This is a genomic window from Paenibacillus durus (assembly GCF_000756615.1).
Classification (GTDB): Bacteria; Bacillota; Bacilli; order Paenibacillales; family Paenibacillaceae; genus Paenibacillus_AQ; species Paenibacillus_AQ durus.
In genome coordinates this window covers 1147339-1169065 of the sequence record NZ_CP009288.1, presented here as the reverse complement: position 1 = coordinate 1169065, position 21727 = coordinate 1147339, and the positions used below count along the sequence as shown (strand labels likewise).

Below are 21727 nucleotides of genomic sequence, written 5' to 3'. Positions count from 1 at the left end.
ACTTCCCTTCGTTGTCAATTGATCTATTGTCAAGGAGTGTTCTCTCCTTAAATAGCGCTGCGGATTACAATGCGCCGATTTTTTCCAAGGTCGAAATAATATTGCGTCCTTCGCGGATGCCATCGAGAATTTTACGGGTTCTGAAGCTGTCGCCGATATTTACAACCTCGACATTCCGCTGCAGAAAATGACTCTGCAGTTCCGCAAGACCGGGATTCTCCGGTTTCATGCCCAGGCAGACAAAGCCGTAGTCAAACGCAAAATTTTTGTCCTCGCCCTCATAATTGACTTTGAAATGATCTCCCGCCACTTCCACCAGGGCAGTATGCGTATGGACGGATACATTCTTGTCCTTGATCATCTGCATCATGGACAGCTTGGTGATCAGGTCCAGGTCTCTGCCAAGCTCCGGCAGACGTTCGACGATCGTAACCTCGGCTTTGCGTTCCGCGAAAAATTCCACAACGTCCAGGCCAACGGCTCCGCCGCCGATAACGACAATTTTTTTGCCTTCCAGATCCATAGCTGAGAATTCATCGACGCGGCGCAGCAGGCCGAAGATGGAGAGAATGTTCTCGCCTTCCTTGTCGATATGTCCAAGCAGTCCGGCAATCGGCGGCAGGAGGGGCTTCGAACCGGTAGCATTAATAATAACATCCGGCTTGAAGTTTTCAATAAGCTGCGCGTCGGCTTTCGTGTTGGTGAAGGTAATCAGATTTTTCAGCTGTTGGCTTCTCTTTTCCAGATAATTCGGGAAATCAACGATTCTTTTCTTATCCGGGAGCTTGGCGATTTCACGTGCAAGCCCGCCTACACGCGGTCTTTGCTCGAACAGGAATGTGGTGCAGCCCACCTCGGCAGCCGTGCAGGCCGCTTCAAGGCCAGCGGTGCCGCCGCCGATGACGACAACATTGGTCTGGCGGATTACCTTATGTTCTTTGTAATCCTCGCCGTGAATGACTTCAGGATTGATTGTGCAGCGGATCGGACGGTTCAGCGCGATCCGGTGTCCGGCGCAGCCAATGTTGCAGGAGATGCACTTGCGAATCATTTCTTCATGTCCGGTCTGCACCTTGCCCACCCAATCCGGGTCGGCGATCAGTCCGCGGCCGATACCAATCAGGTCCGCGCCGCCGTCTGCAAGCGTCTTCTCCAGTACGGCCGGATCGCGGAAGTTGCCGGTGGCAATGGTCGGCTTGCCGAATTTGTCTCTGACCGCTTTGGACAGATAGGCGCGCCAGCCGTCCGGCAGATTCATTTGGTCGATCTGATATTGCAGGGAATCGTTCAGCGCCGCAGAAACGTTGAAGATATCGACTTCATCATTCAAGAACTCGAGAATTTGCAGCGTATCTTCCAGTGTATTGCCGCCTTGGATAAACTCGTCCGCGCTGAAGCGCATCATGATCGGGAAGAAAGGCCCTACTTCCTTTCTGATCCGGTCGATAACCATTCGCGCAAATCTCGCTCTGTTCTCAAAGCTTCCGCCGAACTCGTCAGTCCGCTTGTTATAGACCGGCGACAGAAATTGGCAGAGAAGATACGAATGTCCGGCATGGATTTCAATCGCGTCGAAGCCCGCTGCGACCACACGTTTCGCCGCTTTGCCGTATTGCTCGACGATACCCTGAATTTCGTCCTTCTCCAGCGGGCGGGGAACCGCTCCCCCTGTCTTCGAAGGTATGTTGGAAGAAGATACCGGCTGGCCGCCAATCCGTTCAGGCACTGCGGAAGCCCCGGCATGGTTGATTTGCAGCGCGACGCAGGCGCCGTACTTGTGCAGCTTCTCGGTCAATCTGTACATGCCCGGAATGTAGCGGTCGTGGTCGATGCGGATCTGCGTCGTTCCATTGGAGCCCATCGGGAACTGAAGACATGCATTTTCCACAATAATGAGTCCAACGCCGCCTTTTGCCCGACGCTCATAATATTTCATATGATCCTCGGTAAACTCACCGTTCGGATCACCGTAGTTCGTACCCATCGGCGGCATTACAATGCGATTCTTTATCGTCATGCTTTTAACGGTCAGCGGCGAAAAAAGATGTTGATACATGTTGTCCCCTCCATAATAATAAGCTTATACGCACAAGTGAAAATCTTCACATGCCTATTATAGAGGACGTGTTATTATAAATCTAATTCATATTTTAAGCTTTTTCCATAGAATTTATCTATATATAAAGGGGTGTACGACATGAACTTACGGCATCTGCAGTATTTCCGGGTAATTGCCGAAACGGAACATATCACACAGGCGGCAATCAAATTATCCATTACCCAGCCAAGCCTCAGCCATGCCATATCGGAGCTTGAGAAGGAACTGGGAACCTATCTTTTTGAGAAGCAGGGACGGAATATCCGGCTAACCAAGTACGGCAAGCTCTTCCTTAGCTATGTTAACCGCGCTCTGGACGAATTGGAGAAAGGCGAGAAGAAGGTCCGCGAGCTGACCAGCCCATCCAGCGGGGTGATCGATCTTGCTTTTATCTACACGCTTGGCGCTCATTTCGTACCCGCCCTGGTGCAGTCTTTTTCCTTGCTGGATGACCATAAGAAAATGTCCTTCACTTTCCATCAGGGAAATACGAAAAATATCATACAAGGCTTAAAGGACGACCATTACGACATCGCCTTCTGCTCTTATATGGAACATGAACCCGAAATCGAGTTTATCCCAATGGCCGAGCAAGAACTGGTCGTCATCACGCCCAAGAATCATCCGTTATCTGAATTGGGCAGTATCGATCTTAAGGAGACGGCTTCCTATCCTATGGTTTATTTTAATCCAAAGAGCGGGCTGCGGCCGATCATCGACAGCTTGTTCGCCAAGGTGGGCGCAAGACCAAACATCGTATGCGAGATTGAAGAGGACACCGCCATGGCGGGTCTTGTATCGGTAGGATACGGCATAGCGGTGATGCCCCGTATATCCGCCCTTTCCCATTTTGATGTGGATGTTCTCAATATCAGCAACCCGTCATACGAACGCTTTATTTACGTCGCGAGCGTCCGCAACCGCTATTTATCTCCCGCCGCCACGGAGTTCCGGAATTTCGCCATCAATTATGGAAAGAAATTTTTTCTAAAAACGCATAAGCATGTCTAACCATAAAAGGCGGACCAAGGCTTACTCTTCGGTCCGTCATTTCATTTATGTGGAATCGGTTGCCCGGCTGGGGCCCCTGCTGACATCTCTTACAAAAACGTTGTTACACACGCGGTTTATTTATGTTAAAATATACCTGAAATCGTTTTCAACTCTAGCGATTCACGTTTTACTGAGTCAAACGTTTGCATCTACGATACAGCCGCAAGAATTCGCTGCAATTCAATCTAATCCGAAGATTAGGGAGGCTTATCCGCTTGAATGAGAAGAACTTACCGTCAGTCGCTTATTTCAGCATGGAGTACGGGCTGCATTCCGATTTCAAAATGTACGCCGGAGGGCTTGGAATTCTGGCAGGCGATTACATCAAGGGCGCCAAAGATATCAATGTCCCGATCATTCCCATCGGCCTGAAATGGAAGCAGGGCTATACCGACCAGAGGATCGACGCGAACGGCAATCCGTATGACTCCTACCACAATTATGTGTATGATTTTCTCGAAGATACCGGCGTAAATGTGACTGTCAAGATCCGCGGCCTAGACGTAATCTGCAAGGTTTGGAAGACGGAGCATTTTGGCAATAATCCGCTCTATCTGCTGGACACGGACATACCGGAGAATGCCGACGCATGGATTACAGGCCAGCTCTACGGCTGGTTCGGGGAAGAACGGATCGCTCAGGAAATCGTGCTCGGTATCGGCGGGGTAAAAGCCCTGCGGGCGCTGGAAATCCCGGTGGATGTGTATCATTTTAACGAAGGGCATGCCGCCCTGGCGGCGGTTGAACTGATCCGCGAAAAAATGGCCGGAGGCGCCACCTTTGAAGAAGCCTGGAAAGCGACCCGGCAGGAGGTTGTGTTCACCACGCATACCCCGATCAAAGAAGGCAACGAATCCCATCCGCTGAGCCGTCTGGAGTATATGGGTGCCTTCAACGGACTGACCCGCAGCCAGATGGAGCGTATTGGCGGAGAACCGTTCAACATGACCGTCGCCGGTCTGCGTCTCTCGCGCATTTCCAACGGGGTTGCCAAACTCCATGCCGAGACCGCGAACAAAATGTGGAAGGAAGTTCCCGGCCGCTCGCCGATCATTGCCATCACCAATGCGATTCATACGCCAACCTGGGTAGACGAACGCATCACCCGCGCCTACGAAGAGAACGGCGACCTGTGGAGTGCCCATGCGGAGATCAAAACCGAGCTGATTGGGTTTATCGAAGAACGTTCCGGCATTCGGCTGAATGAGGACAATCTATTGATAGGCTTCTCCCGCAGAGCCGCCCCTTATAAACGAAGCGATCTCCTCTTTTCGCGGCCCGACATTATCGAGCCCTACCTGGAATCGGGCAAAGTGCAAATCGTCTTCTCCGGCAAGGCGCATCCGCTGGACGACACCGGCAAAAAAATCGTCAGCAACCTGGTCGCCATGATGAAAAAGTATCCGAAAAGCGTCGTATTCCTGGAGAACTACGATATGACGATTGGCGCGATGCTGACCCGCGGCTCCGACGTGTGGCTTAACAATCCGCGCAGACCGCTTGAAGCGAGCGGAACATCCGGGATGAAGGCCGCCATGAACGGCGTGCTCAACTGCTCCATTCTGGACGGCTGGTGGCCTGAGGCCTGCATCGACGGCGAGAACGGCTGGCAGATCGGCGACGGCTTCGAGACGACTGACTTCGAGCTGCTGGACCGTCATGACAGCGATGCCCTGTACGACACCCTGCTGCAACGCGTGCTTCCCACTTATTACGACAACCGCGAGAAATGGACGCAAATGATGCGCAGAAGCATCGAGACGACTCGCACGGAATTCGCGACTAAGCGCATGCTGGAGGAGTACTACGCCAAAATGTATATTTCCTCCTGACTCCCCTCATCATACCCGTCCGAAACCCGTCCTAATCGGATGGGTTTTTTTATTGATCCTCAGGATACTTTCCGCCTTTTTCCGTCTTTCGCCGTCTGCCTCCCAACATTTTCGGCGTCTGCCTGCCAGTATTTCCGCCCTCTTCCCGCCCTATTTTAAAAACCTTTCAATTAAAATATTATTTAAAATATTGCTTTTTCCAAAAATACTATTTATCATGATACTTATACTAAATCTAAATTTAATCATATGAGGTGACATGTGTATGAGTTCAAACCATGACCGCTTAACGACCAGTTGGGGCGCTCCGGTAGGAGACAACCAAAATTCGCTTACCGCAGGCTCGCGAGGCCCGACCTTGATCCAAGACGTCCATCTGCTGGAAAAGCTGGCTCACTTCAACAGAGAGCGCATCCCGGAACGTGTCGTTCATGCCAAAGGCGCCGGAGCTCACGGATATTTTGAAGTCACTCAGGATCTTTCTCAATATACAAAGACAGCCTTCCTCTCCCACATTGGCAAACGCACGCCCATGTTCATCCGTTTCTCCACCGTTGCCGGCGAACTGGGTTCGGCCGATACCGTCCGCGATCCGCGCGGCTTTGCCGTCAAGTTCTACACCGAGGAAGGAAACTACGATCTTGTCGGCAATAACACTCCGGTCTTCTTCATCCGTGATGCGATCAAGTTCCCGGACTTTATCCATACGCAGAAGCGCCATCCTCAGACCCATCTGAAAAATCCGACAGCCGTCTGGGATTTCTGGTCCCTTTCGCCCGAGTCACTGCATCAGGTTACCATTCTGATGTCCGACCGCGGCATTCCGGCAACGCTGCGCCATATGCACGGCTTCGGCAGCCATACGTTCAAATGGGTCAACGCCGAAGGACAAGCCGTTTGGGTGAAATACCATTTTAAAACCGAGCAGGGTATTCAGAACATGGATGTCGATGTGGCAGCCAAAATCGCCGGAGAGCATCCGGATTACCATACGGAAGACTTATTCAACGCAATCGCCAACGGCGATTTCCCGGCATGGAAGCTGTACGTGCAGATTATGCCGATTGAAGACGCGGATACGTACCGCTTCGATCCGTACGATGTCACCAAAGTATGGTCGCAACAAGATTACCCGCTGATTGAGGTCGGCCGCATGGTTTTGGACCGCAATCCAGAGAACTATTTTGCCGAAGTGGAGCAGGCCACCTTCTCCCCGGGTTCCTTCGTTCCCGGCATCGAGGCTTCTCCCGACAAAATGCTGCAGGGCCGTCTGTTCGCCTATGCCGACGCCCACCGCTACCGGGTGGGACCGAACCATAATCAGCTCCCGATCAACCGTCCGCAGTGCCCGGTGCATAACCACCAACGAGACGGCGCGATGGCCTATGGCAGCAACGGCGGCGCCTCCGTATACTACGAACCGAACAGCTTCGGCGGACCGAAAGAGTCTCCGGAGCACAAGATTGCCCCATATGAAGTCTCCGGGCAGGCCGCCAGCGTCGCCTACGACCATGACGATCACTACACCCAGCCTGGCGATCTGTACCGCCTGCTGAGCGAAGACGAACGCGCCAGACTGGTGCGCAACATCGTCGATGCGATGAAGCCGGTGGAACAAGATGACATCAAGCTCCGCCAGATTGGCCATTTCTACAAAGCCGATCCCGAGTTCGGCACCCGAATTGCCGAAGGGCTCGGACTGTCAGCAGCGGCCGAGAACTAATATCCCCCATTTTTATTCTATGGAAAGCCCCGAACCGCCTGGTTCGGGGCTTTGTGCTGCTGTCTCAAAATGCTCAATGCTGACACATAATCAATTTGAAACTTTTGGAAATTATATGCGTCTAATTGTTGTGTCCGCTCTTTTAATGACAAACAAGCCAAGGATGGCGACATACGCTTTCAATACACATAAACCGCCGCAATTATAAGAAGCTGCCGTCCTTATAACCTGTTCTTCTGCATGCGGCTGCCGAGAACCGGATAAAGGAAATGCTCCTTCTCCCCCCCCCATATTCGTCTCCCTTCCCAATTTTTTATTCTGAACGGAGAAGCTTGGCGTAGTACGAGCCTGTCGTATACAGCGCGGCAACCGTGTTATGGCCCATAACACGGTCCTTCGTCACCAACGTTGTTACAGGGGCGTCCGAATATTTCATGAACAGCGAATCATGACCGACGCAAAGTCCGACCACCACATTCAGATCAGTTTGTTCCGCATTGAGGATCCTCGCCTGCATAAGCGGATTGCAGAGCGACTCATGGCCGCCTTTTCTTACTTTATCCTTTTCAGGGATGCCGATTTCGGTCTTATCCACGCCTCCGACTTTGCATATGACACTATAGAATTCTAATCCCCGGGCTTTCAAAATTTTCGCAAAAATCTTGCTTTCCTGAATCAATCCGGCGCAGGTTGCAATACCGATCTTCTTTGCGCCCAATTTTTTGGCAAATTCAATAATCTCCTCGACTCTGGTCAGCTTGCCGTAGAGTTGTCCCTCGACCTCCGCCGATGCCCGTGCGATTCTCGATACCAGCTCGTCCTTTTTATAAGCATCAAGGGCTTCCTCAAGGAACACCTCATCGGAATTCGTCGTGGGGCAGGCTTTCGGAAATTCCGCTTCCCTTGTTGTGCAGTTGTATACACCGCAGCTCGTGCATGAAAAACTATAATCCGCCATAATGTCCTCCTCCAGATTGCATCTTTGGTAAAGTGATCCCATCCTGCTCAGCAGCTAAAAAACAAAAAAGAGATCTTTAAATGTACGAACTACCGGCCGCCCTGACTGCTGAATATAAAAAAGGTTAAGAATACAAAGCGCAGCCGCAGCATGCCTTGTATCTCAACCTCTTTTCGTAAAGTCGGTTTTTATTTCAGTACTCCTCGTCCCGCCAGAAAGTCAGCGTTTGAGTGACCTCTAATCATCTAGATGGATCAATTATCACACTATTCACACTAACTTAGTATGACTTTAATGCTTAGCCTTATGATCGTCAATACAAGAAACGCAGCTCATAAATAAAATCACTTTAAATGTTACAAAAAAACATCAGGACGGACAGTTAGTTTCGGATTTATTCCTCTATGATTCCGAAGCCCGGGCTCCGCACGACACCGCTTCCGGCAGATGCTCCTTTAGCTCCTCGATAAATTTATGATAGGCGCTCGTCATGTACAGATCGCGCCGCCGTATAAAAACCGTCGGAACTTCCCGGTACCTCTCCGGAAAAGGGTAGCACCGGATGCCGTCCTTGACATTCAGCTTATTGTAATAAGATACAGGCAGCACTACAAAGCCGATCCCCGCCTTTACACAGCCCAGCAGCCCTTCCATTGTTCCGAACTGCATGACTTTGGCTAGACGGAAGCCTTCGTCCCTGAGCCACTCTTCCAACTGCATCCTGTACATGCAGTCTGGGTTCAAGATCAGCAGTGTCTTGTCCTTAATGGTTCGGAGCCCGCGAAAATCCATCGTTTCCGGTATGATCAGTCCCAAACGCTCGTTAATGATAAACTCCTGAATAATGTCCGGATGCTCGACCGGCCCGTCCACAAAGGCTCCGCTAACGGAATACTGCAGGACCGCATTGATGAGGTGATCCGTTGATCCGATTTCCAGATGGACTTCGACCTCAGGAAATTTGCCGCGATAGGCGGATAAAATAGAGGGCAAGCGTATGGCCGCCGTCGTATCGGAGCCAACCGTAATGGAGCCCTTGGGAATTGGTGAATCCAGAACCGCCTTTTCCGCCTCCTCCAGCAGATTTAAAATCTTCTCGGTATACGTCATAAGGGTCTGACCCGCCGAAGTAAGCGTAATCCCCCGGCTGTGCCGGTAAAAGAGTGGCGTCTTCAGCTCTTGCTCCAGCTGCTGAATTCTTGCCGTCACATTCGATTGTACATAGTTTAGACTTTGGGCCGCTTTTGAAATACTCCCTTCTTCGGCGACCGCCATAAACACCTTCAGAAGACCAATATCCATCCCGGCACGCTCCCTTCTTTTTAGCCATCAGCCACAGTGATGTCCTCCATCATTTCCCTTCATTATACATGATTCGCCTCGCCCATTATAATCGAGTTACAAAAGAAATCCATTTAGGAGGAGTGGAACCGATGGAAAATAAACATTGGCGTTTTAAAGTGCCCGGGGCATCAGACAGCAAAGAGATCATCATCGATACCAGGGAAATCAAGAGTGTGTATGACGTTCTGAAGAAGCTAAGAAGCGCGGAAGAAGCAGTCCCCCTTGAAAAAACAACGGCTCCCCGCCAGAAAACGAACCCAGAATCCCTCGGCAAAGCTGAAGCCGTATAAGAACTACTATGAATGCGGATCTGTATAGCAAAAAAAGACCTCTGCAGCGCAGAAGTCTTTTTGACGCAGTAAGCGGGTGATGGGAATCGAACCCACGCTATCAGCTTGGAAGGCTGAAGTTCTACCATTGAACTACACCCGCATAGGTGAAAATCGGGATGACACGATTCGAACATGCGACCCCCTGGTCCCAAACCAGGTGCTCTACCAAGCTGAGCTACATCCCGTTAATATAATGGCGCGCCCTGAGAGATTCGAACTCCCGACCTTTTGATTCGTAGTCAAACGCTCTATCCAGCTGAGCTAAGGGCGCAAAATATGGAGCGGACGACGGGAATCGAACCCGCGACCCTCGCCTTGGCAAGGCGATGCTCTACCGCTGAGCCACGTCCGCAAAAATATGGTGCGGTCGAGAGGACTCGAACCTCCACGGGGGGTTAGCCCACACGGACCTGAACCGTGCGCGTCTGCCAATTCCGCCACGACCGCAAAGATAAAACATGGTGAGCCATGAAGGACTCGAACCTTCGACACCCTGATTAAAAGTCAGGTGCTCTACCAACTGAGCTAATGGCTCGCGTAAGATGGGGTCCCCTAAAAGTACTCGGAGTCATCATCTAAGTTTAACTTCACTTTTTGGGGGTGAAGTGGCTGGGGATATAGGATTCGAACCTATGCATGACGGAGTCAAAGTCCGTTGCCTTACCGCTTGGCTAATCCCCAACAGTACAAATTAATCAATGGGGCGATCGATGGGACTTGAACCCACGAATGCCGGAGCCACAATCCGGTGCGTTAACCCCTTCGCCACGACCGCCATAATAAAATGATTCGGTTAATGGTTATACAAGAACAGATAAATCAAATGGCGGAACCGACGGGATTCGAACCCGCGATCTCCTGCGTGACAGGCAGGCATGTTAGGCCTCTACACCACGGTTCCACGAGGCACTTCTTTGATAAGAAGATTTGGTTGCGGGGGCAGGATTTGAACCTGCGACCTTCGGGTTATGAGCCCGACGAGCTACCGGGCTGCTCCACCCCGCGTCAGTACCTTATTCAAATGTTGCATATATGGTGGAGGCTGAGGGGATCGAACCCCCGACCCTCTGCTTGTAAGGCAGATGCTCTCCCAGCTGAGCTAAGCCTCCATATAGTTGGTGACCCGTAGGGGATTCGAACCCCTGTTACCTCCGTGAAAGGGAGGTGTCTTAACCCCTTGACCAACGGGCCATGCTATAAAGTATATCAATATCATCTCTTGCGGTAAACGAATCCAACGGAGAGAGAGGGATTCGAACCCTCGAGACGCTTTTGACGCCTACACGATTTCCAATCGTGCTCCTTCGGCCAACTCGGACACCTCTCCATGATATGTAAAGTACCCCGGAAAGCACTATAAACATTTCTGTCTATCTATGCTTTCCGGAAAGGTAACTCCCCGAACAGGACTCGAACCTGTGACAACTCGATTAACAGTCGAGTGCTCTACCAACTGAGCTATCAGGGACCATGGTGGGCCCTAGTGGACTCGAACCACCGACCTCACCCTTATCAGGGGTGCGCTCTAACCAGCTGAGCTAAGGGCCCTTTTAGGTAATATGTAAACGTCGCGGCAAAAAAAATACCACAACGAATATATGTGGTGTCCGCTTGGCAGCGTCCTACTCTCCCAGGACCCTTCGGTCCAAGTACCATCGGCGCTGGAGGGCTTAACGGTCGTGTTCGGGATGGGTACGCGTGGAACCCCTCCGCCATCGCCACCAAACGGGCATTTGTGAAACAAATGCTGCCGCGAAACATTCGGTCCTTCACCTTCCGGTGCGGATGAATGTTGCAGCGTTCTTCAGGCTTGATCGCCTGAAAACTGGATTCGAAACGAAACATTGCGTCTTCCCTATTCCGGGGTCCCCGCAAAGTACTCGGATTCAGCTTCGTCAGCCTCATCTTCACTTTGTGGGGTGAATTTGGATAAGCCCTCGACCGATTAGTATTGGTCAGCTCCACACGTTGCCGTGCTTCCACCTCCAACCTATCTACCTCGTCGTCTTCAAGGGGTCTTACATACTGGGAAATCTCATCTTGAGGGGGGCTTCACGCTTAGATGCTTTCAGCGCTTATCCCGTCCGTACGTAGCTACCCAGCCATGCTCCTGGCGGAACAACTGGTGCACCAGCGGTACGTCCATCCCGGTCCTCTCGTACTAAGGACAGCTCCTCTCAAATTTCCTACGCCCACGACAGATAGGGACCGAACTGTCTCACGACGTTCTGAACCCAGCTCGCGTACCGCTTTAATGGGCGAACAGCCCAACCCTTGGGACCTACTTCAGCCCCAGGATGCGATGAGCCGACATCGAGGTGCCAAACCTCCCCGTCGATGTGGACTCTTGGGGGAGATAAGCCTGTTATCCCCAGGGTAGCTTTTATCCGTTGAGCGATGGCCCTTCCATGCGGTACCACCGGATCACTAAGCCCGACTTTCGTCCCTGCTCGACTTGTAGGTCTCGCAGTCAAGCTCCCTTCTGCCTTTGCACTCTTCGAATGATTTCCAACCATTCTGAGGGAACCTTGGGACGCCTCCGTTACTCTTTAGGAGGCGACCGCCCCAGTCAAACTGCCCGCCTGACACGGTCCCCGTACCCGATGAGGGTACCAGGTTAGAACCTAGATACGATCAGGGTGGTATCCCAACGTCGCCTCCACCGAAGCTGGCGCTCCGGCTTCCAAGGCTCCCACCTATCCTGTACAGATCGTACCCAAGTTCAATATCAAGCTGCAGTAAAGCTCCATGGGGTCTTTCCGTCTTGTCGCGGGTAACCTGCATCTTCACAGGTATTAAAATTTCACCGGATCTCTCGTTGAGACAGCGCCCAAGTCGTTACGCCATTCGTGCGGGTCAGAATTTACCTGACAAGGAATTTCGCTACCTTAGGACCGTTATAGTTACGGCCGCCGTTTACTGGGGCTTCGGTTCACAGCTTCGGGTTACCCCTAACCGCTCCCCTTAACCTTCCAGCACCGGGCAGGCGTCAGCCCGTATACTTCGCCTTGCGGCTTCGCACAGACCTGTGTTTTTGCTAAACAGTCGCTTGGGCCTTTTCACTGCGGCCCCCTCGGGCTATTCACCCTACCGAGGCACCCCTTCTCCCGAAGTTACGGGGTCATTTTGCCGAGTTCCTTAACGAGAGTTCTTCCGCGCGCCTTAGAATTCTCTTCTCGCCTACCTGTGTCGGTTTGCGGTACGGGCACCTTCTCCTGGCTAGAGGCTTTTCTTGGCAGTGTGAGATCATGACCTTCGCTACTACAATTTTCGCTCCCCATCACAGCCCAGCCTTACGGTGTACGGATTTGCCTATACACCAGCCTCACTGCTTGGACGGACATCCATCAGTCCGCGTCACTACCCTCCTGCGTCCCCCCATTGCTCATAACGGATTATGGTGGTACAGGAATATCAACCTGTTGTCCTTCGACTACGCCTGTCGGCCTCGCCTTAGGTCCCGACTGACCCTGAGCGGACGAGCCTTCCTCAGGAAACCTTGGGCTTTCGGCGGATCAGATTCTCACTGATCTTTTCGTTACTCATACCGGCATTCTCACTTGTATGCAGTCCAGCTGTCCTCACGATCAACCTTCAACCCGCATACAACGCTCCCCTACCCCTGATGCAAAGCATCAAGCCATAGCTTCGGTGGTGTGTTTAGCCCCGTTACATTTTCGGCGCAGAGTCACTCGACCAGTGAGCTATTACGCACTCTTTCAATGGTGGCTGCTTCTAAGCCAACATCCTGGTTGTCTGTGCAACTCCACATCCTTTCCCACTTAACACACACTTGGGGACCTTAGCTGATGGTCTGGGCTGTTTCCCTTTTGACAATGGATCTTAGCACTCACTGTCTGACTCCCGGCGACAAGTAGATGGCATTCGGAGTTTGACTGAGCTTGGTAACCCTTGCGGGCCCCGCACCCAATCAGTGCTCTACCTCCATTACTCTTAATCACCGAGGCTAGCCCTAAAGCTATTTCGGGGAGAACCAGCTATCTCCGAGTTCGATTGGAATTTCTCCGCTACCCCCACCTCATCCCCGAACTTTTCAACGTTCGTGGGTTCGGGCCTCCAGTGCGTGTTACCGCACCTTCACCCTGGACAGGGGTAGATCACACGGTTTCGGGTCTACGCCCACGTACTATAGTCGCCCTATTCAGACTCGCTTTCGCTGCGGCTCCGGCTCCTCGCCTTAACCTTGCACGTTAAACGTAACTCGCCGGTTCATTCTACAAAAGGCACGCCATCACCCCTAAAATGGGCTCTGACTTCTTGTAAGCACACGGTTTCAGGACCTGTTTCACTCCCCTTCCGGGGTGCTTTTCACCTTTCCCTCACGGTACTGTTTCACTATCGGTCGCCAGGGAGTATTTAGCCTTGGCAGATGGTCCTGCCGGATTCATACGGGGTTTCACGTGCCCCGCACTACTCGGGATCCGTCTCGGAGGGAACAGAATTTCAATTACAGGGCTTTTACCTTTTCCAGCGGGCCTTTCCAGACCTCTTCATTTACCCTATTCCTTTGTAACTCCATATGAGACGTCCCACAACCCCGAAGAGCAAGCTCTTCGGTTTAGGCTGTTCCGCGTTCGCTCGCCGCTACTGACGGAATCACTCTTGTTTTCTCTTCCTCAGGGTACTTAGATGTTTCAGTTCCCCTGGTCTGCCTCTACCTCTCCTATGAATTCAGAGAGAAGTGACTGTGCATTACCACAGCCGGGTTTCCCCATTCGGACATCCCCGGATCAAAGCTTGCTTACAGCTCCCCGAGGCCTTTTCGTTGTTCGCCACGTCCTTCATCGGCTCCTGGCGCCTAGGCATCCTCCGTGTGCTCTTACTAGCTTAACCAACGCTCACCATTTTGGCTTTTCCGCTCCGCTTGGTTGGAAAGATCTGAACTAATCTCTTAGCGGTAATCATCCAATCCAAATTCGCTCCAAACCCAATATGGTTCGCTTTAAGCAACACTTCAACTTCACTTGTTGACACAAGTTCAGCTAAAAGATGTTCTAAAACGCAATTTTCGTTTCGGTATCCAGTTTTCAAGGATCAAGTTTCTCCATCCGGCTTTAACCCCGGAGGAAGATCATATCACGTTCCAGACCCACTTGGCTACAAGCAAGTTCTGGAAGGATACGTTTTGAGAGCTTGAACTCTCAAAACTGAGCAACGAGTGAGCGTTGCCGGAAGTCAAGCTTCCGATTTGAATGTTTCCGCTACGGGAAACGATTCTCCATAGAAAGGAGGTGATCCAGCCGCACCTTCCGATACGGCTACCTTGTTACGACTTCACCCCAATCATCTACCCCACCTTCGGCGGCTGGCTCCTTGCGGTTACCCCACCGACTTCGGGTGTTGTAAACTCTCGTGGTGTGACGGGCGGTGTGTACAAGACCCGGGAACGTATTCACCGCGGCATGCTGATCCGCGATTACTAGCAATTCCGACTTCATGCAGGCGAGTTGCAGCCTGCAATCCGAACTGAGACCGGCTTTCTAAGATTGGCTCCGCCTCGCGGCTTCGCTTCCCGTTGTACCGGCCATTGTAGTACGTGTGTAGCCCAGGTCATAAGGGGCATGATGATTTGACGTCATCCCCACCTTCCTCCGGTTTGTCACCGGCAGTCACTCTAGAGTGCCCAGCCTGACCTGCTGGCAACTAAAGTCAAGGGTTGCGCTCGTTGCGGGACTTAACCCAACATCTCACGACACGAGCTGACGACAACCATGCACCACCTGTCTCCTCTGTCCCGAAGGCCGCGCCTATCTCTAGACGATTCAGAGGGATGTCAAGACCTGGTAAGGTTCTTCGCGTTGCTTCGAATTAAACCACATACTCCACTGCTTGTGCGGGTCCCCGTCAATTCCTTTGAGTTTCAGTCTTGCGACCGTACTCCCCAGGCGGAGTGCTTACTGTGTTAACTTCGGCACCAAGGGTATCGAAACCCCTAACACCTAGCACTCATCGTTTACGGCGTGGACTACCAGGGTATCTAATCCTGTTTGCTCCCCACGCTTTCGCGCCTCAGCGTCAGTTACAGCCCAGAAAGTCGCCTTCGCCACTGGTGTTCCTCCACATCTCTACGCATTTCACCGCTACACGTGGAATTCCACTTTCCTCTTCTGCACTCAAGCTGTCCAGTTTCCAGTGCGACCACAGGTTGAGCCCATGGTTTAAACACCAGACTTAAACAGCCGCCTGCGCGCGCTTTACGCCCAATAATTCCGGACAACGCTTGCCCCCTACGTATTACCGCGGCTGCTGGCACGTAGTTAGCCGGGGCTTTCTTCTCAGGTACCGTCACTCTTGTAGCAGTTACTCTACAAGACGTTCTTCCCTGGCAACAGAGCTTTACGATCCGAAAACCTTCATCACTCACGCGGCGTTGCTCCGTCAGGCTTTCGCCCATTGCGGAAGATTCCCTACTGCTGCCTCCCGTAGGAGTCTGGGCCGTGTCTCAGTCCCAGTGTGGCCGTTCACCCTCTCAGGTCGGCTACGCATCGTCGCCTTGGTGAGCCGTTACCCCACCAACTAGCTAATGCGCCGCAGGCCCATCCCTTGGTGACAGATTGCTCCGCCTTTCAGCCTCTTAGCAGGAGCTAAGAGGAATTATCCGGTATTAGCTACCGTTTCCGGTAGTTATCCCAGTCCAAGGGGCAGGTTGCCTACGTGTTACTCACCCGTCCGCCGCTAAGTTGATCGAGAGCAAGCTCTCTCACAACTCCGCTCGACTTGCATGTATTAGGCACGCCGCCAGCGTTCGTCCTGAGCCAGGATCAAACTCTCCAATAAAGTATTGAAAGAGCGATTAGCTCAATTTGAAACATCTGACGAGAATTTGCATTCTCAAGGATGGCATTTCAAAAGCGTGAAACACGCTGTGAAATCCATCTTATTTTTGGAACTCGCTTAAAGCGAATTCCCACTCACTCGTTGTTCAGTTTTCAAAGATCAAACTTCTTTGCCGCCGCTCAACTTTGCCTCAGCAGCAACTTTTATAATATATCACATCCGACCGTTTAATGCAAGATCTTTTTTTAAATTTCTTTTGAACCAGAACTCGTATTTCTTGGCCGGAATTAGAATATACCATGAATACACGAGGAGCGCAAGCATTAATTTGCAAAAATATTAATTTATTTTTATTCTCTAATATGAAGCGCACGGTCGCATCCGCATCTGCCGCAGTTCGTTCCGACAAAGCTACTCTCTTCAGTAGGCGCTCCTTATTCATCAAGCCGAAATCCATACTCCTTCCAGACTCGGTCTTCCAATTCCGCATAATACTCTGCTGACACGACCGGCCGTGCTCCACGCAAAATCTCCCGAAGGTAATGTCCTGGCGGAGACAGCTCGGAGCTTTTGTCTACTACCACAAACGTTATCGCATCCTGCATGCTGCCGTCAGCGCACTGAACAGGGATAACGGCAGGACGATATTTTTCGTTGTGCACACCTTCCCGAAGATATAAATAACCGTCAAGACATTGGATAGGTATATAGTAAAGCTTTCCCTCCGTCCTGCCTCCGGTCTCGACAAGATCGGCGCGACCCCCATCCTCGGCCCGATACGTAAATTGAAGACAGAACCCCTCGGCTGCTCCGCGTCCTCTCACATCAGCAAACCATTCGGAAGCTCCAGCGAGTGTAATCCTCTCCATATCCATACAGCTTCCATAGGCAAAATAAAGCACATTCGGGTTCTGCCTCAGCAGATGCAGCTTCCAATCTCCATGAACAATCACATCATGTTTTCGCTCCGGGTATACATACACCCACGCTTCCCGCTTTCCGCTGTCGGTTGTTACTTCCGTTCTGATGCGCTCATATTCATTCGCCGGATTCCCGGGACCGTGAAAGTCCTCCAATTCGTCCAGCTGGATCATCATCTCCGGCGTCACTTCGTACAGCTCGCCAGCCACGAAACCGGAATCTTCTGCTGTCATTGCCGGATAGCCGCGCCGCGTATCCATCAAAATCCCCCGGGTCCACGCCATGAGCGCAACCGGCCGGGCTTTATCCATTAGATGATGATTATCTTCTCCCTGTCGTAATGTTCCGTAGACAAAAACAAGTTCCATGCCGTTTGCTCCTTTTGCGCAGCGTGCGTTTTTTATTTTCACTCTATCATACCCGTGAATGAACAGAACAGCATATCGTATTACCGAACGAGGAAGCGGAGTACATGGTTTGCAAGCAAACGGGTTACATTAATACCAAGCTTATTGCCTGAAGGAGGAGAACCATGGAAAGCACCAATGAATTTGTGGAAAAATTGCATGATACCCAAAAGAAAGACGAAAAAAATAAGCACCACGGCAAAGGGAACGCCGGATTCAAACTGCAGAATAAGCAGCACAGTACGAATAAATGACATTCCATTCTAACTGACGTCCGCGAACGGCGACCGGAATAATTAGTACGCAAAAATGCCCCAATCACATGATGACCGGGGCATTTTTACTTTATTTTCGACTAGACGCTTAAAAATGATGTTCACCCGGCAGTGGGTCAAACTATCCGAATCCACCTTGGCAGAGCCGATTTACTGAGCATCGAACTCCCCGGACGCGAACTCTTTTTCCGAAATGACTTTGAAGCCTTCCCGTCTAAGCAGCGCCGCAGTAACACCTTCTCCGGGAATTTTATTGCCTACAAACCGGCCGTCATAGATCATTCCACTGCCGCAGGAAGGGCTGTTTTCTTTTAGGACGATGAGAGAAGCATTGTGCTTCCGCGCCGTTTCAAGAGCATTATAAGCGCCCGCTACAAAAAGCCCGGTAACATCTTTGCCGGACCAGTCGATAACCTTGGCGTTTCCGGCTAAGACATCTTCACCTGTTCCGCCCACAATCTCGGCCGGCTCGCGCGGCGTGGGACATCCGCCCAACACCTCGGGGCAGACAAGCACCGCCTTGTTCTCACGGGCCAATTTCTGTATTTTATCCAGTACATTATGTGAGCCGTCGTACCGGCACTCGACACCGGCCAGGCAAGAGCTGACGATGATCATGAGTTTTTACTCCTTGGCTAGTCCGTTATTTTACCGAAGACCACTTGCTCTCCAGCCACTTGTCGAAATCGGCTCCTTTGTCGCCTTCATAAGCGTCGTACACGTCGATTCTCATCTTCTTCAGCTTCTCTTTGAACTCTTCATACGTATGTTCACGGGGGAGGCTTTTCTTGATCCGCAGCAGAATTTTGGAAACGCCTTTGAACAGCTCCGGCTTGTCCTTAGAAGGCGCCGCCACAGCCACACCGAACGCTTCAAGCTTCCGGTAAGCCGCCTCCTGCACAGTATATACCGGATCGCTTTCTGCGAGCCGCGTCAGGATATCAATGACTTGCCCGTGAGGATATTTCCCCAGTTCCTCCACCGCCTCAAGACGGGCTCGCCAATCGGCGGAGCGTCCCGCAGCTTTTTTCAATTCCGAATAATTCTCGGGGAGTTCAACGTTCTTGTCTTCGTTATTCAAACGGCACAATCCCTTCTCTAATCAATCTTGTGATAGGGATATTTTAGCGTAGTCTTGTACGGGACTCAACTTTCATCCTGGATTGAAATATAAGTCCAATCCTGCTTTAATCCCTTTCACAATCTTGTCCTGGTACTCCGGCGTACTTAGCAGTCGGTCCTCCTTACGGTTTGTCATGAAGCCCATTTCGATCAGCACCGAGGGGACCTTCGACCAGTTAAAGCCCGTCAGATCGTCGCGGGGTATTAGCCCCTTGGACTTCGCAGCGGTCTCTCTCAGGATCGCCTCTGAGAGAACCTTGGCAGCGGCCAGACTCTCCTGGGCAATATCTCTGGTGTATCGGCTTTTTGCAGAAGGGTAGAGAAAGGACATCCCCTGTACACTCTTGTTGTCGCTTCCATCAGCATGGATTCTCAGTACAAGATCGGCTTCTGCATTATTGCACCGGATGGCACGCTCGCGATTCGTAATGTTCACCTCATTGCTTCGTCGGATCATTACGACTTTATAATCATCGGCCAGCGCTTTCTCCAGTTTCAGCGCCACTTCCAGCGTCAGCTTGTATTCCGGTTTGCCGGTCGCAATCCCCCGAGTACCGCTGGATACTTTCGGTTTCATGGTCTTGCTTCCCGGAGCGATCGGCTCCTTATCATTGTTCCCTTTGCCCTGGTGGCCCGCATCGATGCAAATGATCGGCTTGCCGGCGGCGGGGGACGCCGGATTTCCGGCAGATGCGATGATTTCAGGCGGCTCTGTTCGAGATGCAGTGCTCGTGGGTGCCTTATTAGCACTCGTTGCTGTATCTGTAGGCATCTTAATTCCCACTGCTGTGCTTTCAGGGCCCTTGATTTCCGGTGCCGTCGTATTCGCTGCCGTTTCAGCTTCCGCCGTGTTATCGGAGACCTTAATCCCCGAATCTGCGATCTCAGACACGGCTCTGTCCCCGAGCAGCGCGGACCCGGTTAATGGGGGCGAAGCTTCCCCTCCCGTCAGCGTGGCAGCGCCGGACGGCTGGCTGGCTGCAGACGCACAGCCCGTACATACAAGAGTCAAGCATACGGCCAATATCACGCTCAATCTTCGCATATTAAACTCCTATCCGTTCAGTTCGGCCAAGGGTTGCCGCTGTATAATTTCTTCACTCCATTGTCGGAGCATAACGATCCTGGGTCAGAGCGATCTTGGTAAATCGAACATTCCTCCCGCCCGAAATTGCTCACCTGCCACTTATCGGACAGACTGTCCCACACAAGCGTATACGTGTTCAGATCAGCCTCGTGTACCTGTTTGTTATTAATCAGCACCGGGAACAGCTTGAAAAATTCAATTTTGTAAGAACCGTTCTGCAATTGGTTGACGGATTCCACCCGGTAGTTCTCCAGTGGATCAATGATTTTGGGCTTGCCCTGGTTACTGGCATTAACATAGTCAATTTCAATGCGCTTTCTAAGGTCAGTATAAAATTTAGAGTCTTCATCCACATTGCTCCGCACAACGCCGAAGTCCAATGTATTGACCGCCTGTGCATAATTGACCTGATACTCGAACAGACCGTTCTGTACATCGACGGAATTCTTGTCCAGCTTCCGCTCATACGTCAGTTCTCCCGTCTGCGCCTGGTTCCGAGGAGAATTCAAATTCATGACAAAAGAAAACGGTTGACCAGGAGCAATCTTTTGTCGTGGAGTATAGGTGAGCTTGTACTGCTTAACGTATCTTTGAAAAACCGTATCGTAAATACGGTGCAGTTCGGTTTGCAGATCATCGTCGATACTGAGATAAAAGGACTGACCGCCCGTTTCCTGGGCCAGATAACTCAAGCTTTGGTCCTCCTCGCTGCCGAACCCGACGGTATAAATCGGTATGCCAAGCTGTCTGGACAGTTCGACAACCGACTGCAGAGACGAACCGTAATTAGAGTCCTTGCCGTCTGTAAACGCGATGATATATTTCGGTCCCTGCTGCTCATTGGTATCGTACAAAGCCTTGGTCAAGGAGTCGAACAATGCGGTTCTCCCGCCATCCGAAGCTAGTCCGGAAAGATATTGACTGACCATAGTCCGATCAGATGTGAAGGTTATGTCGGCAACGGCAGGCACATAGTCGGAAAAAGTTAAGACCTCAAACTGCCCCTTAGCGCTGGACGGGATGCCGTCAATAAATTGAACTGCGGCCTGCCGCACGAGATCCATCTTCGTCTCATGCACGTTCATATTCGGCGAGTCCTGCATACTGCCGCTCTTGTCGAGGACAAGGTTAACGCTAACCGTGTCACTCTCTTCCACCAGGGAAAGCTTCTCTACCTGCAGACCGTTAATGGTGAACATATCCTTGGCAAGCTGCATCGGCTGTATTTCCTGCTTGAATTCCGGATCGGCAAAGAGCGAAAAATATACATCTACTCCGCCATTCTCATAATGCGAGGAGTCAACCTGATTCACCTTAATGTACGCCGGATCGGCCGGAACAGGCGATGGAGATGGCTTAGGTGAAGCGGCAGTAGCTGCCGCCATGCCTGAAGCCGTAGCTGGCTTGCCGTCGTCCGATGCTGCCGGGGAGGGCAGTGCGCTATGGTCGCTGCCACTTCCAGCGCCGTTGTCTCTGCCCACCCACATAAAGGCGCCTCCTGCAATCAACAGAACCGCAACGGCTGTGATAACCGGCAGCCGCCAGGAGCGCCGACTTCGCGTCCGCACAAGAGTCTCCATCGACGGTGCCGCACCAGGAAGCCCGCTGCCGGATGACGCCGGATTGAATTCGGATGACTCGACTTCGGATGCGGTCATTCCTGTTGTTATACCTTCAGACTGCGAATCTTCAGTTGGCACCGCTTGAGGGTACCCCCCCTCAGTCGGAGTAGCCTTAGGCTGCACCCCTCCAGTTGACAAAGCTTTCGGCTGCGAAC

The 21727-nt window shown here is 51.7% G+C and carries 13 protein-coding genes, 15 tRNA genes and 3 rRNA genes; 5 read left to right on the top strand and 26 right to left on the bottom strand.

What is annotated here, in order from left to right:
- Positions 1-64: 64 nt before the first annotated feature.
- Positions 65-2056, bottom strand: a complete 1992-nt coding sequence (locus PDUR_RS05395; RefSeq protein WP_042205399.1) for an NAD(P)/FAD-dependent oxidoreductase — start codon at positions 2054-2056, stop codon at positions 65-67.
- A 141-nt stretch (positions 2057-2197) separates the two neighbouring features.
- Between PDUR_RS05395 and PDUR_RS05390 the strand changes: the two genes are divergently transcribed.
- The 3 genes from PDUR_RS05390 (at position 2198) to katA (ending at position 6706) form a co-directional block, all read left to right on the top strand.
- A complete protein-coding gene (locus PDUR_RS05390) occupies positions 2198-3109 on the top strand; it encodes a LysR family transcriptional regulator (protein ID WP_042205398.1) in 912 nt (303 codons plus the stop codon).
- 257 nt (positions 3110-3366) lie between these two features.
- The gene (glgP, locus tag PDUR_RS05385) at positions 3367-4983 is read left to right on the top strand and encodes an alpha-glucan family phosphorylase (protein ID WP_042205397.1); all 1617 of its coding nucleotides are present in this window, start codon (positions 3367-3369) and stop codon (positions 4981-4983) included.
- A gap of 265 nt (positions 4984-5248) precedes the next feature.
- Entirely contained in the window at positions 5249-6706 is a 1458-nt protein-coding gene (katA, locus tag PDUR_RS05380) for a catalase KatA (RefSeq protein WP_042205396.1), read from the top strand.
- Positions 6707-7019: 313 nt separating this feature from the next.
- On the opposite strand, the gene PDUR_RS05375 is transcribed toward katA, so the two are convergent.
- The gene (locus tag PDUR_RS05375; protein ID WP_042205395.1) at positions 7020-7664 is read right to left on the bottom strand and encodes a DUF1847 domain-containing protein; all 645 of its coding nucleotides are present in this window, start codon (positions 7662-7664) and stop codon (positions 7020-7022) included.
- A gap of 402 nt (positions 7665-8066) precedes the next feature.
- Entirely contained in the window at positions 8067-8966 is a 900-nt protein-coding gene (locus tag PDUR_RS05370) for a LysR family transcriptional regulator (RefSeq protein ID WP_042205394.1), read from the bottom strand.
- A gap of 131 nt (positions 8967-9097) precedes the next feature.
- Here PDUR_RS05370 and PDUR_RS05365 point away from each other — a divergent pair, with 131 nt between their 5' ends.
- Positions 9098-9298 carry a hypothetical protein gene (locus PDUR_RS05365; protein ID WP_042205393.1) on the top strand — a complete coding sequence of 67 codons (201 nt, stop codon included), beginning with the start codon at positions 9098-9100 and terminating at the stop codon, positions 9296-9298.
- A 71-nt stretch (positions 9299-9369) separates the two neighbouring features.
- Here PDUR_RS05365 and PDUR_RS05360 read toward each other — a convergent pair.
- The 19 genes from PDUR_RS05360 to PDUR_RS05265 all read right to left on the bottom strand — a co-directional run bounded on the left by PDUR_RS05360 (position 9370) and on the right by PDUR_RS05265 (position 17427).
- Positions 9370-9440 (bottom strand) — tRNA-Gly (locus tag PDUR_RS05360).
- A gap of 11 nt (positions 9441-9451) precedes the next feature.
- A tRNA-Pro gene (locus PDUR_RS05355) sits at positions 9452-9525 on the bottom strand.
- 9 nt (positions 9526-9534) lie between these two features.
- Positions 9535-9611, bottom strand: a tRNA-Arg gene (locus PDUR_RS05350).
- Between the two features lie 6 nt (positions 9612-9617).
- A tRNA-Gly gene (locus PDUR_RS05345) sits at positions 9618-9692 on the bottom strand.
- Positions 9693-9699: 7 nt separating this feature from the next.
- A tRNA-Leu gene (locus tag PDUR_RS05340) sits at positions 9700-9787 on the bottom strand.
- A 12-nt stretch (positions 9788-9799) separates the two neighbouring features.
- A tRNA-Lys gene (locus PDUR_RS05335) sits at positions 9800-9875 on the bottom strand.
- Between the two features lie 71 nt (positions 9876-9946).
- Positions 9947-10021 (bottom strand) — tRNA-Gln (locus PDUR_RS05330).
- 18 nt (positions 10022-10039) lie between these two features.
- Positions 10040-10115 (bottom strand) — tRNA-His (locus tag PDUR_RS05325).
- A gap of 49 nt (positions 10116-10164) precedes the next feature.
- Positions 10165-10241, bottom strand: a tRNA-Asp gene (locus PDUR_RS05320).
- Between the two features lie 27 nt (positions 10242-10268).
- Positions 10269-10345 (bottom strand) — tRNA-Met (locus PDUR_RS05315).
- 28 nt (positions 10346-10373) lie between these two features.
- Positions 10374-10449: transfer RNA gene (locus tag PDUR_RS05310), tRNA-Val, on the bottom strand.
- A 7-nt stretch (positions 10450-10456) separates the two neighbouring features.
- A tRNA-Glu gene (locus PDUR_RS05305) sits at positions 10457-10531 on the bottom strand.
- Positions 10532-10578: 47 nt separating this feature from the next.
- Positions 10579-10667: transfer RNA gene (locus PDUR_RS05300), tRNA-Ser, on the bottom strand.
- A gap of 68 nt (positions 10668-10735) precedes the next feature.
- Positions 10736-10808 (bottom strand) — tRNA-Asn (locus PDUR_RS05295).
- Positions 10809-10811: 3 nt separating this feature from the next.
- Positions 10812-10888 (bottom strand) — tRNA-Ile (locus tag PDUR_RS05290).
- Between the two features lie 61 nt (positions 10889-10949).
- Positions 10950-11066 (bottom strand): 5S ribosomal RNA (rrf, locus tag PDUR_RS05285).
- Between the two features lie 199 nt (positions 11067-11265).
- Positions 11266-14194 (bottom strand): 23S ribosomal RNA (locus tag PDUR_RS05280).
- A 391-nt stretch (positions 14195-14585) separates the two neighbouring features.
- Positions 14586-16138, bottom strand: a 16S ribosomal RNA gene (locus PDUR_RS05275).
- The 16S, 23S and 5S rRNA genes sit together here with 15 tRNA genes alongside, the layout of an rRNA operon.
- A gap of 434 nt (positions 16139-16572) precedes the next feature.
- Positions 16573-17427 (bottom strand): gamma-glutamylcyclotransferase family protein, encoded by an 855-nt coding sequence (locus PDUR_RS05265; protein ID WP_042205391.1) that lies wholly within the window; start codon positions 17425-17427, stop codon positions 16573-16575.
- Between the two features lie 164 nt (positions 17428-17591).
- On the opposite strand from PDUR_RS05265, the gene PDUR_RS27775 reads away from it, so the two are divergent.
- Positions 17592-17720, top strand: a complete 129-nt coding sequence (locus tag PDUR_RS27775) for a DUF4023 domain-containing protein (RefSeq protein WP_081754791.1) — start codon at positions 17592-17594, stop codon at positions 17718-17720.
- Between the two features lie 171 nt (positions 17721-17891).
- On the opposite strand, the gene PDUR_RS05260 is transcribed toward PDUR_RS27775, so the two are convergent.
- The 4 genes from PDUR_RS05260 to PDUR_RS05245 all read right to left on the bottom strand — a co-directional run bounded on the left by PDUR_RS05260 (position 17892) and on the right by PDUR_RS05245 (position 21650).
- Positions 17892-18359: a 2-thiouracil desulfurase family protein gene (locus tag PDUR_RS05260; protein ID WP_042205390.1), complete on the bottom strand. Its 468-nt coding sequence runs from the start codon at positions 18357-18359 to the stop codon at positions 17892-17894.
- Between the two features lie 25 nt (positions 18360-18384).
- Positions 18385-18822, bottom strand: a complete 438-nt coding sequence (locus PDUR_RS05255) for a HEAT repeat domain-containing protein (RefSeq protein WP_042205389.1) — start codon at positions 18820-18822, stop codon at positions 18385-18387.
- A 72-nt stretch (positions 18823-18894) separates the two neighbouring features.
- Positions 18895-19908, bottom strand: coding sequence for an N-acetylmuramoyl-L-alanine amidase family protein (locus PDUR_RS05250; RefSeq protein ID WP_233277483.1), 1014 nt, complete (start codon positions 19906-19908; stop codon positions 18895-18897).
- 17 nt (positions 19909-19925) lie between these two features.
- Positions 19926-21650 (bottom strand): vWA domain-containing protein, encoded by a 1725-nt coding sequence (locus tag PDUR_RS05245; protein WP_169744890.1) that lies wholly within the window; start codon positions 21648-21650, stop codon positions 19926-19928.
- Between the last annotated feature and the right edge of the window lie 77 nt (positions 21651-21727).

Bases quoted from the DNA above. Each gene is read 5' to 3' on its own strand.
- PDUR_RS05395 (WP_042205399.1), bottom strand. From the start codon at position 2,056: ATGTATCAACATCTTTTTTCGCCGCTGACCGTTAAAAGCATGACGATA.
- PDUR_RS05370 (WP_042205394.1), bottom strand. From the start codon at position 8,966: ATGGATATTGGTCTTCTGAAGGTGTTTATGGCGGTCGCCGAAGAAGGG.
- PDUR_RS05260 (WP_042205390.1), bottom strand. From the start codon at position 18,359: ATGATCATCGTCAGCTCTTGCCTGGCCGGTGTCGAGTGCCGGTACGAC.
- PDUR_RS27775 (WP_081754791.1), top strand. From the start codon at position 17,592: ATGGAAAGCACCAATGAATTTGTGGAAAAATTGCATGATACCCAAAAG.
- PDUR_RS05265 (WP_042205391.1), bottom strand. From the start codon at position 17,427: ATGGAACTTGTTTTTGTCTACGGAACATTACGACAGGGAGAAGATAAT.
- PDUR_RS05390 (WP_042205398.1), top strand. From the start codon at position 2,198: ATGAACTTACGGCATCTGCAGTATTTCCGGGTAATTGCCGAAACGGAA.
- katA (WP_042205396.1), top strand. From the start codon at position 5,249: ATGAGTTCAAACCATGACCGCTTAACGACCAGTTGGGGCGCTCCGGTA.
- PDUR_RS05365 (WP_042205393.1), top strand. From the start codon at position 9,098: ATGGAAAATAAACATTGGCGTTTTAAAGTGCCCGGGGCATCAGACAGC.
- PDUR_RS05250 (WP_233277483.1), bottom strand. From the start codon at position 19,908: ATGCGAAGATTGAGCGTGATATTGGCCGTATGCTTGACTCTTGTATGT.
- PDUR_RS05375 (WP_042205395.1), bottom strand. From the start codon at position 7,664: ATGGCGGATTATAGTTTTTCATGCACGAGCTGCGGTGTATACAACTGC.